Genomic DNA, 13,515 nt, shown 5'->3' on the forward strand with positions numbered 1-13,515 from the left:
GGCGACAGGGTTCAACAAGGGAAAACTTTTAGATGCTAACTACAAGGTAAGTTCGTAATGCAGTGCTGGTAAATTAGCACGCCTGAAAGCGAACGTCCAGCAGCAGGAGATAAATTCACCACTGCCGGACATTCAGCCCTGAATTACGCCAGATTGGCGTTCAGGAACTCTTTCAGCTGGCCTTTAGACAGCGCGCCCACTTTGGTCGCGGCGACTTCGCCATTTTTAAACAGCAGCAGCGTCGGGATACCACGAATGCCATACTTCGGTGCCGTGCCTGGGTTATCATCAATATTCAGCTTAGCGATGGTCAGCTTGCCATCATACTCTTCTGCAACTTCATCAAGGATTGGCGCGATCATTTTGCAAGGACCGCACCATTCAGCCCAGAAATCTACCAGTGTAACGCCGTCGGCTTTCAGCACGTCGGTGTCGAAACTGTCATCAGTCAGATGAACGATTTTATCGCTGCTCATGTTTTACTCCACAAGATTATGCCTGGCGAATTGGCGTAAAATATACCAATGTTGGTTGACTTTATTTCATCGGATACGCTTTCGTAAAGCGATAGTAAGCTGATATTCTACCACACTATGAGCAAAACACACTTAACTGAACAGAAGTTTTCCGACTTCGCCCTGCACCCAAAAGTGGTGGAAGCCCTTGATACTAAAGGCTTTCAATACTGCACGCCGATTCAGGCGTTAGCTCTGCCTTTTACGCTTTCAGGGCGTGATGTTGCAGGCCAGGCGCAAACCGGTACCGGCAAAACGATGGCGTTTCTGACGTCAACGTTTCATCATCTTCTCTCTCATCCTGCGGCGGAAGGTCGTCAGGTTAACCAGCCACGGGCATTAATTCTTGCGCCGACGCGTGAACTTGCTGTGCAGATTCATGCAGATGCAGAACCCCTTACCGCCTCAACCGGCCTGAAACTGGGTCTCGCCTATGGCGGAGACGGTTATGACAAACAGCTGAAAGTGCTGGAGCAGGGCGTTGATATTCTGGTGGCTACCACCGGTCGCCTGATCGACTACGCGAAACAGAATCACGTCAACCTCGGTGCTATTCAGGTCATGGTGCTGGACGAAGCCGATCGCATGTTCGATCTCGGCTTTATTAAAGATATTCGCTGGCTGTTCCGTCGCATGCCGCCGGCGACTCAGCGTCTGAGCATGCTGTTCTCGGCGACCCTCTCCTACCGCGTCCGTGAACTGGCATTCGAGCACATGAACAGTGCTGAATATGTGGAAGTGGAACCGGAACAGAAAACCGGCCATCGCATTCAGGAAGAGCTTTTCTATCCGTCTAACGAAGAGAAAATGCGCCTGTTGCAGACCCTGCTGGAAGAAGAGTGGCCCGATCGCGCCATTATTTTCGCCAACACCAAGCACCGCTGTGAAGATATCTGGGGCCACCTGGCTGCCGATGGACATCGTGTCGGCCTGCTGACCGGCGACGTTGCTCAGAAAAAGCGCCTGCGCATTCTGGATGACTTCACCAAAGGTGATGTGGATATTCTGGTCGCCACTGACGTGGCTGCTCGCGGTCTGCACATCCCGGCTGTTACCCACGTCTTTAACTACGATCTGCCAGACGACTGTGAAGATTACGTTCACCGTATTGGCCGTACCGGTCGTGCAGGCGCCAGCGGTCATTCAATCAGCCTGGCCTGTGAAGAGTACGCGCTGAATCTGCCTTCGATTGAAGAGTACATCGGCCACAGCATCCCGGTCAGCAAGTACAGCAGCGAAGCGTTGTTAACGGATTTACCACCGCCTAAGCGTCTGCAACGCAGCCGTTCCGGCAATGGCCCACGTCGCGGAGGGAATAACGCCAATCGTCGCGGTGCTCCACGCAACAACAACCGTAAACGTTCAGGTTAAGGCCACCATGCTAAGCGCATCGTCACTTTATGCAGCGATTGATTTAGGGTCTAACAGCTTTCATATGTTGGTGGTGCGCGAGGTCTCTGGCAGTATCCAGACCGTTGCAAAAATTAAGCGCAAGGTTCGCCTTGCTGCCGGTCTGGATAAAAATAACCTGTTGTCAGCCGACGCGATGTCGCGAGGCTGGCAATGCCTCAGACTGTTCTCTGAACAACTGCAGGATATTCCCCCCGATCAGATCCGCGTGGTGGCGACCGCCACGCTGCGTCTGGCTGCCAATGCGCAGACCTTCCTCGACACCGCCCAACAGATCCTTGGCTGTACCATCAACGTCATCAGCGGTGAAGAAGAGGCGCGCCTGATTTATCAGGGCGTGGCCCACACCACCGGCGGTTCCGACCAGCGTTTAGTGGTCGATATCGGCGGCGGCAGCACCGAGCTGGCCACCGGCGACGGATCGCACGCGTCGGTGTTGTTCAGTCTGTCGATGGGCTGTGTGACGTGGCTGGAGCGCTTCTTCAGCGATCGTCATCTGGCAAAAGAGAACTTTGACCAGGCCGAGCTGGCGGCGCGTGAAATGATCCAGCCCATTGCAGCGCAACTGCGTGAGCAGGGCTGGCAGGCCTGTGTTGGTGCCTCTGGCACGGTTCAGGCGCTGCAGGAGATCATGGTGGCGCAGGGCATGGATGAGCGCATCACGCTGAATAAGCTGCAGCAGCTGAAGCAGCGCGCCATTCAGTGCGGCAAACTGGAAGAGCTGGAAATCGAAGGGCTGACGCTGGAGCGGGCGCTGGTGTTCCCCAGCGGCCTGTCGATTCTGATCGCCATCTTCCAGGAGCTCAGTATCGATAGCATGACGCTGGCGGGCGGCGCACTGCGTGAAGGACTGGTCTACGGCATGCTGCATCTGCCCATCGACCGGGATATCCGAACCCGTACACTGCATAACGTCCAGCGCCGTTTCAGCATTGATGTTGAGCAGGCGGATCGCGTGCGTCAGCTGGCGGAGAGCTTTTTCCGTCAGGTTTCCACGTTGTGGAAGCTGGATCAGCGCTGTCGTGAGTTGCTGCTCAGCGCCTGCGCGATCCACGAAATCGGCCTGAGCGTTGACTTCCGTCATGCGCCGCAGCATGCGGCGTATCTGGTGCGTCACCTCGATCTTCCTGGTTTCACACCGGCACAGAAGAAGCTACTGGCCTGTTTACTGCAAAACCAGAGCGGCAGCATCGATCTGGTTTTGCTGACTCAGCAGAATGCCCTGCCGCCGCGGCTGGCGGAACGGATGTGCCGTCTGCTGCGGCTGGCGATTATTTTCTCCACCCGTCGTCGCGATGACACCCTGCCTGCGGTGCGGCTACAGGCAGACGATGATGCCTTGCATCTGACCCTGCCCGCGGGCTGGCTGGAGGCCCATCCGTTGCGCAGTGAGCTGCTGGAGCAGGAAAGCCATTATCAGTCTTACGTCCACTGGTTATTAACCCTGTCTTAATTGCCGTCGCGTGAGGCGAATCTCTTTCGCCTCCTGCACTGGTTTAACTCTTTTTCGCCTTATCCAGCATCGCTCTCAGACCGGCCACCCGGCTCTGACCAGTTTTCATCCGCTCCTCCGCACTGACCACTTTGCGCTCGGTCTCCCATTGCAGATCGTCCTGCGGCAGTTCCAGCAGAAAACGGCTCGGCTCCGGCCGGATTAATTCGCCATATTGCCGGCGTTCGCGACACAGGGTAAAGGTCAGCTCTTTCTGCGCCCGTGTGATCCCCACGTAGGCCAGGCGACGCTCCTCTTCGATATTATTCTCATCGATGCTGCTCTGATGCGGTAACAGCCCCTCCTCCATGCCCACCAGGAACACATAGGGGAACTCCAGCCCTTTGGAGGCGTGCAGCGTCATCAGCTGCACCTGATCCAGCTCTTCATCGCTTTCACCGCGCTCCATCATGTCGCGCAGTGTAAAGCGCGTCACCACCTGCGCCAGCGTCATCGGCTCATCAATATCGCTGCCCTCCAGCATTTCTGTCATCCACTGAAACAGCGTGTTGACGTTCTTCATCCGCATCTCTGCGGCTTTCGGGCTGCCGGAGGTTTCGAACAGCCAGCTTTCGTAGTCGATGCCGCGAATCAAATCACGCACTGCGTTTACCGGCTCACGTTCGGTCAGCTGGATAATCTCATTCAGCCAGTGGGTGAAGCGCTGCAGATGCTCCAGACCACGGCCACTCAGCGTCTGCCCCAGACCGACATCAAAACTGGCGTTAAACAGGCTCTTGCTGCGCAGGTTGGCCCACTCACCGAGCTTCTGCAGCGTGGCCGGGCCAATCTCACGGCGCGGCGTATTGACGATGCGCAGAAACGCGCTGTCATCCTCAGGATTGGTCAGCACGCGCAGATAGGCGAGCAGATCTTTGATCTCGGGCCGTGAGAAGAACGAGGTACCGCCAGAGATGCGATAAGGGATGCGGTTCTGCATCAGAAACTTTTCAAAGGTCCGGGACTGATGGTTGCCACGATAAAGAATGGCGTAATCTTTGTACTGCGTCCGGTTGATAAAGTGATGCGCGATGAGCTCGCCGGTGACCCGCTCCGCTTCATGCTCTTCACTGTTGGCAGTAAGCACCTTCAGCTCGCTGCCCTGCCCCAGCTCCGAAAAGAGCCGCTTCTCAAAGACGTGCGGGTTATTGGCAATCAGGATATTTGCCGCTTTCAGTATGCGCTGCGAAGAGCGGTAGTTCTGCTCCAGCTTCACCACCTCCAGCGCCGGGAAATCCTGATTCAGCAGCACCAGATTCTGCGGGCGTGCGCCACGCCAGGAGTAGATAGACTGATCATCATCGCCCACCACCGTGAAGCGCGCCCGCGCGCCCACCAGCAGCTTAACCAGTTCATACTGGCTGGTGTTGGTATCCTGATACTCATCCACCAGCAGATAGCGGATACGCTGCTGCCAGCGTTCACGCACCTCCTGATTACGCTGCAGCAGCAGCGTCGGCAGCAGAATCAAATCGTCGAAATCGAGCACGTTGCACGACTTAAGATGCTGGCTGTAGAGGGCGTAGCAGTGAGCAAAAATATTATCCTGCTGCGATCGCGCCAGCGCGGCGGCGCCCTGCGGATCGATCAGATCATTTTTCCAGTTCGAGATGGTGGAGATGAGCTGCTGTAGCAGCGTCTTATCCTCTTCCAGCCACTCTTTTGTCAGCTCTTTCAGCAGGGCGAGCTGATCCTGATCGTCGAACAGCGAGAAGTTTGACTTCATGCCCAGCGCCGCGGTTTCGCGTTTGATGATCTCCAGCCCCAGCGTATGGAAGGTGGAGATCAGCAGACCGCGCGCCTCTTTGCGGCCCAGCGTCTGCGCCACACGCTCTTTCATTTCGCGCGAGGCTTTATTGGTAAAGGTCACCGCGGCGATGTGGCGCGCCTGATAGCCGCATTCACGGATCAGATGGGCGATTTTATTGGTAATCACGCGGGTTTTGCCCGATCCCGCGCCCGCCAGCACCAGACAGGGACCGGTAACAAATTCGACGGCACGTTGTTGGCTGGGGTTTAAACGCATAGGAGAAATCGCCTGATTGAATCAAAAGAAAGGGGTTTATACTGGGCGGCAATTATACACAACCGAGATACCAACATGGCGAAAACCGCGGCGGCTTTACACATCCTCGTCAAAGAGGAAGCGCTGGCAAAAGAGATTCTGGCGAAACTGGCGAAGGGTGGCAATTTCCAGCAGCTGGCAAAGAAGCACTCAACCTGTCCTTCCGGCCGGAATGGCGGCGATCTGGGCGAGTTCCGGCAGGGACAGATGGTGCCGGCCTTTGATAAAGCGGTCTTTACCTGCCCGCTGCTGACGCCTTACGGGCCGGTAAAGACCGGCTTTGGTTATCACATTATCAAAGTACTCTATCGCAACTAGTTACTTCTTCTGCTTCATCTGCTGCAGTACGGTGCTGCACTGGTTGTCTTCGTTATCACTAGGAGAGATCAGTGCCAGCAGCGCCGCCGCCGGGCCCACTACTGCGCCCAGTGCCACTGCAGCGGCACCACGTGCCAGCAGTGGCCCCGTTTTCACGCCCGCATCAGGATTTTTAAAGGTGCCACGCACGTAGAGCGGGGAGCGCAGCGTTACGATGCGGACGCCCTTACTCTCCGGATTCACCGACAGATCCAGCCGCTCACTGGCGAAGTTTGCGTTGCCTGACACGTTGATAATCGCGTTCTCGGTATCAAACACAAACAGGTTAGGCGTCGCCACACCGTTCTGCAGTTTGAGATCGGTGGCGGCGCAGTTGATGCGCACCTGGTCATCGCCAAACAGTTTGCCCACCACGTAGTTACCGACGTTGAGTCCGGCAATTTCCATCAGGCTGCGGCTGATCAGACCATCATTCATCAGCAGCTTAAGTTGCCCGTTGCTGGTCGCCAGCAGATCGGCTACGGAGTTACCGGTGCCGGTAAAGCTGGCATCGCCATTGAGCTGGCCACGGCTGTTCTTCATCGCCTCCACATTCGGGAAGAGCTGACGCAGCTGCAGCTTACGGACATGAAGATCAACCCGACCACGCATCGGCGAGTGATCGCCCTCCAGCCGGATAGTGCTGTTGAGATTGCCGCCCGCCACACCAAAGCGCAGCGGGTCCAGCAGCAGATCACCGTTTTTCAGCTGTAAATGGGTATAGAGATCGCTTAACGGCAGTGAATTGCTGTGTTCGATCCGTTTGCCGCTGAACTTCACGTCGGCATCCATCACGTCCCAGTTTTTGGTTTCGAATTTATCGTGTGGCAGCACGCGGTCTGCGGGCTGATTCGATTTCTCCCCGCGCCGGGCTTTGGCCTGAGCCGTTTTTTCACTACCTTTGCCAGAGTCGACGCCAATCAGCGGCCCCAGATCGGCCATGCGCAGTTGCTCAGAGGTCAGCTCGCCGCTGAGTGTCGGGCGGGGTTTAACCTGACTGTAGATCAGCGACCCATGAATATCGCTGTCGCCAATATGTCCGTTGAATTTCTCATAGCGGTAGACCGCGCCCTTTTCGCCGCTGAATTTAGCAATCAGATGGCCGTCGGTTTCATAAGGTGGCGTGTCAGGCAGCAGAACGCCGGTCAGGCCATAGAGATTGGCCAGCGTATCGCCCGAGAAGCGCAGTCGCACGTTAAGCCCGCCGAGGTTCATCGGATCCTGCAGACCGCCGGTCACCTGAACGCGGGTGGTGCCGTTGCGCAGATCGGCCTCAATCGGGAACGGTGTGTTCTGACTGCGCAGTGACAGCATGCCGCCAATCTTACCGTCGCCGCTGAGTGACTCATTGTTATAAGTGCCCTTCGCCTGCCAGCCAAAGACGAAGTCGCCTGCGCCCTTCTGCTGATCATTGCCTCCGGCAATCTGCGTATACGGCACCGGTTTACCCAGCGGATTAACCTGCACCGTGACATCTGCGCGGTTAATGGCGTCGCGATAACGAATCTGGCCCTGATCGAACAGAATATTATCCAGACGGAATGACCAGGCCGATGGCGCAGCACTCTTCTCATCCTTGCCGCTCTCGGCAAGGGTAAAGGTCCAGTTGTTCTTTTTATCCGCGGTCTGGATCAAACGCGCATCCGGCCGCTGCAATTTAATCCACGGGATGAACAGTTCTTTGTGCAGCAGCGACAGCGGTGACAATGTGGCATCGACCCGCTGCAGATGTACCATGGTGACGTCGGCAATGTCAGGCGGATTCCCCAGCATGATATCTTCCGCATGGATCTGCGGCCACGGCACCCAGCGCCGCCAGCCTGCTTCATCGTGATTTCGTGCCCAGTCGATACCCAGATCCCCGCGTATCGCAAAGGGACGGTTTAACTCGGTTGAAACTTTTTGATTGATGGTGGGCTTCAGGCGATTCCAGTCAAAGGTCGCGATGACGACGATAATCACCACGATCAACAACACCAGAATTCCTGCTACCCAGCTGACTATTTTCCCGGTACGCGACATTACGCTTTCTCCTTGCACATTCACGGTCTGCGTTAAAGATAGTCGAGACCGCGAGCAACGGCATCAGGGAAGCGGGATAGTAAGATGATTCAATTCAGAAAAAGGGGTTTCTTAGCCATTTCGTTAGCATAAGCGGTAAAAAAAGCCGACATTCCCGGCGTTTATCCCCGAGACCGCGACTAATGGCCACCTTAAAAGGTAAATTAAAACACCGTTTTAAAACCATTGACGTCTGCCATACCAGACGCGAGACTAAGGCGATATTTCACTACAGGTCTGAAACCATGACGCAGAAAAAAATCGCCATCATCGGCGAATGCATGATTGAGCTGTCCGAAAAGGGTGAGAACATTAAACGTGGCTTTGGCGGCGATACGCTCAATACGGCCGTTTATCTCGCTCGCCAGGTTGATGAGCAGCAGTTACGGGTCGATTATGTCACTGCGCTGGGTACGGATTCGTTCAGCGATCAAATGATCGCGGCCTGGCAGCAGGAGAAGGTCAATACTGACCTGATTCAGCGGCTCGATAATAAAATGCCAGGCCTGTATTTCATTGAAACCGATGCCGACGGTGAGCGCACCTTCTGGTACTGGCGCAGTGATGCCGCCGCGCGTTACTGGCTCGACAGTCCGCAATCTGCAGAGATAGCTGAACAGCTGTCGCACTACGATTATCTCTATCTTAGCGGCATCAGCCTGGCGATTCTGCCGCCTGCCAGTCGTGAAAAGCTGATGGTGCTGCTGGCTCGCTGCCGGGCTAATGGCGGCAAGGTAATTTTTGATAACAACTACCGCCCACGTTTATGGGCCGATCGGGCCAGCACGCAGGCCGCTTATCGCGCCATGCTCAACTGCACCGATATCGCTTTCCTGACACTGGATGATGAACATCTGCTCTGGGGCGAAGAGCCGCTGGATGACGTTATCGCGCGTACCCGTCAGGCGGGTGCCAGCGAAATCGTGATTAAGCGCGGTGCAGACTCCTGCCTGGTGGTCACCGGCGACGCACCGCTGATTGATGTGCCTGCGGTACGTCTGGCGAAAGAGAAAGTGATCGATACCACCGCAGCCGGTGATTCGTTCAGTGCCGGTTATCTGGCTCGCCGTCTGACCGGCGCCTCTGCAGAGGTCGCCGCGCAGCGCGGACACCTGACTGCCAGCACCGTGATTCAGCATCGCGGCGCAATTATTCCGGCAGAGGCGATGCCTGACTGACAGAGCGGCAGCCAGCGTCGTTGATACAGGCACTGATCGTGCCGATGCCAGAAAATGCGCCCGAGGGCGCATTTTTTTAGGCTGCTGGTAATGTCTGGCTGCGTGACTGTAACCGATGCTATCCGTTCCCAGATGAGACTGGCACGTTAGCCCCTGCAGCGTGGCGGTGTGATCCTGACGCTAAAATCATTATGTCGCCTTAAGAACGCACAGCGTGATATCTGGTAAATTGCGGCTAACAAAGCGGGCCGTGCCAGCTATTTACCTTAAGCGGAAAAATTGTGGTTAATCACAGATCCCCTGCGGTCTCCCCCTTCAATCCCTCTTATAATTTATTGATTAAAATTAATAAGTTAAACAAACAGATCCACCACCAGGCATAGTCCGAATCTGGTCAGATCCCCCCTTTTCGGATGGACGACCGCCTGAAAAAAGACCATCTTTTAATCAAAAGACAGCAGGACGCTGTTCTCTCCGGCCGCGAACAAAACAACTAAAATATTCCCCGCATCAGGATCTATTTATGCACACAGAAATTATTAATATCTGGCCACACGGTGATGCGCCAGGCGCCAGCGATTCACGCGCACAGCCGCAGATTGTCGACATGGCAAAAGAGTATGAGCCTTACGATCGGGCCGCTACCGGCGTGCGTTGCCCGGAGATGGCGATCTGGCATCCGGTCGAATCAAACGGGATTACCCTGCTGGTCGCACCGGGCGGTGGCTATCAGCGCGTGATGATCGATCGTGAAGGCAGCGCCCTGGCGACATTCTTTACCTCAATGGGTTACACCCTGGCGGTGATGACCTACCGTCTGCCCTATGATGGACATCACGAAGGCCCCGACGCGCCGCTGGCCGATGCTCAGCGCGCGGTACGCGTCCTGCGTGAACGGGCGCAGCGCGGCCTGAATGGTAAATATATCGTCATGATGGGCTTTTCGGCGGGTGGTCACGTGGCTGCCAGTCTGGGTACGCGTTTCGCAGAGAAACTCTATCCGGTGCAGGATGGCGCAGAAAACTTCTCGCCGCGTCCGGATGCGATGGTCCTGGTCTATCCGGTAATCAGCATGCGGGACGGCCTCGCCCATGAAGGTGCCAGAACCCGCCTGCTGGGTGCCTGGCCCGATCAGAAAACCATTGACGCTTATTCAATGGAAACCCGGGTTCATCCGCTGGTGCCGCCAACGCTGTTGATCCACGCAGCCGACGATGATGATGTATCAGTGAATCACAGCATGGCGTTTTTTGGCGCACTGCGTGAGCATAAGGTCCCGGCAGAGGTGCATTTCTATCAGAAAGGCGGGCACGGATTTGGTATCCGCGGCGTGGCAGATTTGCCCCTCGCCAGCTGGCCGATGTTAGTGACCGAGTGGCTCAGGGCAAAAACCTGACTTTATGCGGCTGGCGGAACGTCTTTGACGTTGCTATCCGGCGGACTGGCTTCATTGCTGGTCGCCGGTGCCGCTGGGGGTGCCATCACTTTGTCCCAGTTGTTTTGCAGGCTCTTCACGTTGGTTTCCGCTTCGCCTTCCGGCTGAATCAGTACCATCATCAGTTCCTGCGTCAGCTGCTGACGCAGCTCCTGGTTTAACTGTTCGCGGGTCAGGCCGGCCAGGAAAGTCTGACGCAGCTTCTGATACTGCTCAGGTGCGATATCAACTACGGCGTTCTGCTGGGAGCGCAGGCGCTGGCTCATCAGCACATCCGTATCGGTGCGGGCATAGGTGGTAAACAGCTTGTTCAGCTCCAGCAGCTTCTGCGCCATCAGCGCATCAAACTCCTCCTGCGGCAAGCCTTTGTCACGCACGTTTGCCAGCTCACGCGCCACCAGATTCATATTCTGCGCCAGATTTTCGTTGCGTCCATCCAGGTTGATGGAGCACTGCGCACGCTGATAGAGCACACGGCAATCAAATCCCACCTGGATGCCCTGTGCCTTGCTGTCACTGAGCGCACGCTGGACATGCCAGAACAGCGCTTCACGTGCCAGATCGCCCTGCCAGTAACGCTGCAGATTCTGGGAGTCACGAATCGGTTGCCACGGCGTATCCCACACCAGCGAGAGACGATCCTGCGTCATGTTGCTGCTGACAAGATTTACCGGCTCGTGCGGCAGCGGCGACAGGGTGGGCAGTGGCGCAGGCGTTTCTCGTTTACCGGTTAACGCCGAGAAGGTTTTATTGATCTGCTCAGAGAGGTTGCGGCTGTCAACATTCCCTACCACGTAGAGCGTCATCGCATCCGGGGTGTACCACTGATGATAAAAATCATTGAGCTGGGTTAAATCAACCGGCGCGCGTGGTTGTGCTGCGGGGTCATGCGCCAGCAGCGCGGAGCCTTTCAGGCGGTAGCGCCACCAGACATCCTGGGTATCTTTCGGCCAGGTCGCCACCGGATCCGATGCCGCCAGCGCGGTATTAACCACCTGTTCGGTGATGGCCATATTGCCCGCCGTGGCCGCCAGCCAGTTCAGCGCTTCTTTCAGCAACTCGGGGCGGTTATTCGGCAGGCTCAGATTATATTGGGTGGAATCATAGGAGGTGATCACAGGTGGCAGCGGATGCTGAGGATCCATCGCCTGTTGCCATAGCGCGCGCTGCTGATGGTTATCAAGCGCGGTGTTGTGCACCATCGCCAGACGCGGCAGCAGATGGCTGAAGCCGGCCTGTTGCGCACTCTCCACCAGCGAGCCGGTATTCACCACCAGCCGCAGTTCAATACGGTCACTGGGGCGTTGCGGTGTGGCCAGTAACTGCCAGTTAAATCCATTATCCAGCTTGCCTTCCTGCCAGGCCGGATCCGGTTGCAGCGTTTCTGCCTGGAGACCAAAGCTGCTTGCCAGCACTAATCCACCAACCAAAAGCCGAATTCTGGTGCCCTGCATGTGAACCCCTACTCAAATAATTCAAATATCGTTATCACTGGCGCATATTGCCGCTGTTATTAACGAATCGGCTGGCGCCGAATCGCGCTGTTATCCAACAACAAAGTGTTTGACCACAGGAAGCTCAGGATGTCGCGTAACGAAGTGAAAAACGTCAAAAAAAACAAGTGGGGTTTATTATGCAAATGCCCGCTGTCAGGGCAAGCGACAGCGGGCATTTGTGGGGATTTAAGTGAAATTCAATGATTAAATTGAAGATTCAGACGCTTTATTCTCCTTATTCCGGCCTGCCAGCGTGTCGGTCAGCTGTTTATGATCCAGCTGATCGACCCACTTCGCCACCACCACGGTCGCCACACCGTTACCGATCAGGTTGGTCAGCGCACGGGCTTCGGACATAAAGCGGTCGATACCGAGAATGAGCGCCAGACCCGCCACCGGCAGATGTCCCACCGCAGAGAGCGTCGCCGCCAGCACGATAAATCCGCTCCCGGTTACCCCCGCCGCTCCTTTGGAGGAGAGCAGCAGCACCACCAGCAGCGTAATCTGATGGAAAATGTCCATGTGCGCATTGGTCGCCTGAGCGATAAATACTGCCGCCATGGTCAGGTAAATCGAGGTGCCGTCCAGGTTAAAGGAGTAACCGGTGGGGATCACCAGCCCTACTACCGATTTCTTGCAGCCCAGCTTCTCCATCTTATCCAGCATGCGCGGCAGCGCAGACTCGGAAGAGGAAGTGCCCAGCACAATCAGCAGCTCTTCTTTGATATAGGCGATGAACTTAAAGATGCTGAATCCGGCGAACAGGCGTGCAATCAGCCCCAGCACGATCACCACAAACAGAATACAGGTGATGTAGAAGCAGATAATCAGCTGGCCGAGCTGCACCAGTGAGCCCACGCCATACTTGCCGATAGTGAACGCCATCGCGCCAAATGCCCCTATCGGTGCCAGACGCATGATCATGTTGATGATGCCGAAAATCACTTTTGAGAAGCTTTCAATCACGTTGAAAATCAGCGTGCCAGTGTTACCCAGACGATGCAGGGCAAAACCAAACAGAATGGCAAACAGCAGCACCTGCAGAATATTGCCGCTGGCAAAGGCGCCAATCACGCTGTTGGGGATGACATCCAGCAGGAAAGCAACGATGCCCTGCTGTTCTGCCTGTTGCGCATAAATCGCCACGGCTTTGGCATCCAGCGTGGCAGGATCAACGTTCATCCCGGCACCTGGCTGCACCACGTTCACCACGATCAGGCCGATAATCAGCGCGATGGTGCTGACAATTTCAAAATAGAGCAGTGCAACCGCGCCGGTCCGTCCTACCGCTTTCATGCTTTCCATGCCAGCGATGCCGGTCACCACGGTACAGAAAATCACCGGGGCGATAATCATCTTGATTAACTTAACAAAGCCATCTCCCAGCGGCTTCATCTGGGTCCCTAACTCCGGGTAAAAATGGCCTAACAAAACGCCGATGCCAATCGCCATCAGCACCTGGAAATAAAGGCTTTTAAAAAGTGAGGTTTTCATAAACAGGTGTCC

10 protein-coding genes are annotated in these 13,515 nt (G+C 55.8%); 5 read left to right on the plus strand and 5 right to left on the minus strand.

Translation table 11 applies throughout. From position 1 onward, the window contains the following. Window positions 1-143: 143 nt before the first annotated feature. Window positions 144-476 (minus strand): thioredoxin TrxA, encoded by a 333-nt coding sequence (gene trxA / locus AFL22_RS17955; RefSeq protein ID WP_003851963.1) that lies wholly within the window; start codon window positions 474-476, stop codon window positions 144-146. Between the two features lie 117 nt (window positions 477-593). Between trxA and rhlB the strand changes: the two genes are divergently transcribed. Continuing rightward, window positions 594-1,886, plus strand: a complete 1,293-nt coding sequence (gene rhlB / locus AFL22_RS17960) for an ATP-dependent RNA helicase RhlB (protein WP_022624852.1) — start codon at window positions 594-596, stop codon at window positions 1,884-1,886. A gap of 7 nt (window positions 1,887-1,893) precedes the next feature. Beyond that, a complete protein-coding gene (gene gppA / locus AFL22_RS17965) occupies window positions 1,894-3,378 on the plus strand; it encodes a guanosine-5'-triphosphate,3'-diphosphate diphosphatase (protein ID WP_052271843.1) in 1,485 nt (494 codons plus the stop codon). Window positions 3,379-3,421: 43 nt separating this feature from the next. Here gppA and rep read toward each other — a convergent pair whose 3' ends face one another. Beyond that, window positions 3,422-5,443 carry a DNA helicase Rep gene (rep, locus tag AFL22_RS17970; RefSeq protein ID WP_010257384.1) on the minus strand — a complete coding sequence of 674 codons (2,022 nt, stop codon included), beginning with the start codon at window positions 5,441-5,443 and terminating at the stop codon, window positions 3,422-3,424. Window positions 5,444-5,518: 75 nt separating this feature from the next. Between rep and ppiC the strand changes: the two genes are divergently transcribed. Then, window positions 5,519-5,800, plus strand: coding sequence for a peptidylprolyl isomerase PpiC (gene ppiC, locus AFL22_RS17975; protein ID WP_010257386.1), 282 nt, complete (start codon window positions 5,519-5,521; stop codon window positions 5,798-5,800). Here ppiC and AFL22_RS17980 read toward each other — a convergent pair whose 3' ends face one another. Next, complete coding sequence (locus AFL22_RS17980; RefSeq protein ID WP_052271844.1) at window positions 5,801-7,861, minus strand: AsmA family protein; 2,061 nt, start codon at window positions 7,859-7,861, stop codon at window positions 5,801-5,803. A 284-nt stretch (window positions 7,862-8,145) separates the two neighbouring features. On the opposite strand from AFL22_RS17980, the gene AFL22_RS17985 reads away from it, so the two are divergent. After that, complete coding sequence (locus AFL22_RS17985) at window positions 8,146-9,078, plus strand: sugar kinase (RefSeq protein ID WP_010671661.1); 933 nt, start codon at window positions 8,146-8,148, stop codon at window positions 9,076-9,078. Between the two features lie 523 nt (window positions 9,079-9,601). Next, window positions 9,602-10,474 (plus strand): alpha/beta hydrolase, encoded by an 873-nt coding sequence (locus tag AFL22_RS17990; protein WP_052271845.1) that lies wholly within the window; start codon window positions 9,602-9,604, stop codon window positions 10,472-10,474. 2 nt (window positions 10,475-10,476) lie between these two features. On the opposite strand, the gene AFL22_RS17995 is transcribed toward AFL22_RS17990, so the two are convergent. Further along, a complete protein-coding gene (locus AFL22_RS17995) occupies window positions 10,477-11,967 on the minus strand; it encodes a pitrilysin family protein (RefSeq protein ID WP_010257399.1) in 1,491 nt (496 codons plus the stop codon). Between the two features lie 246 nt (window positions 11,968-12,213). Next, window positions 12,214-13,503, minus strand: a complete 1,290-nt coding sequence (locus tag AFL22_RS18000) for a dicarboxylate/amino acid:cation symporter (protein WP_010257403.1) — start codon at window positions 13,501-13,503, stop codon at window positions 12,214-12,216. Between the last annotated feature and the right edge of the window lie 12 nt (window positions 13,504-13,515).

This window comes from Pantoea sp. CFSAN033090, assembly GCF_001264395.1.
Classification (GTDB): Bacteria; Pseudomonadota; Gammaproteobacteria; order Enterobacterales; family Enterobacteriaceae; genus Pantoea; species Pantoea agglomerans.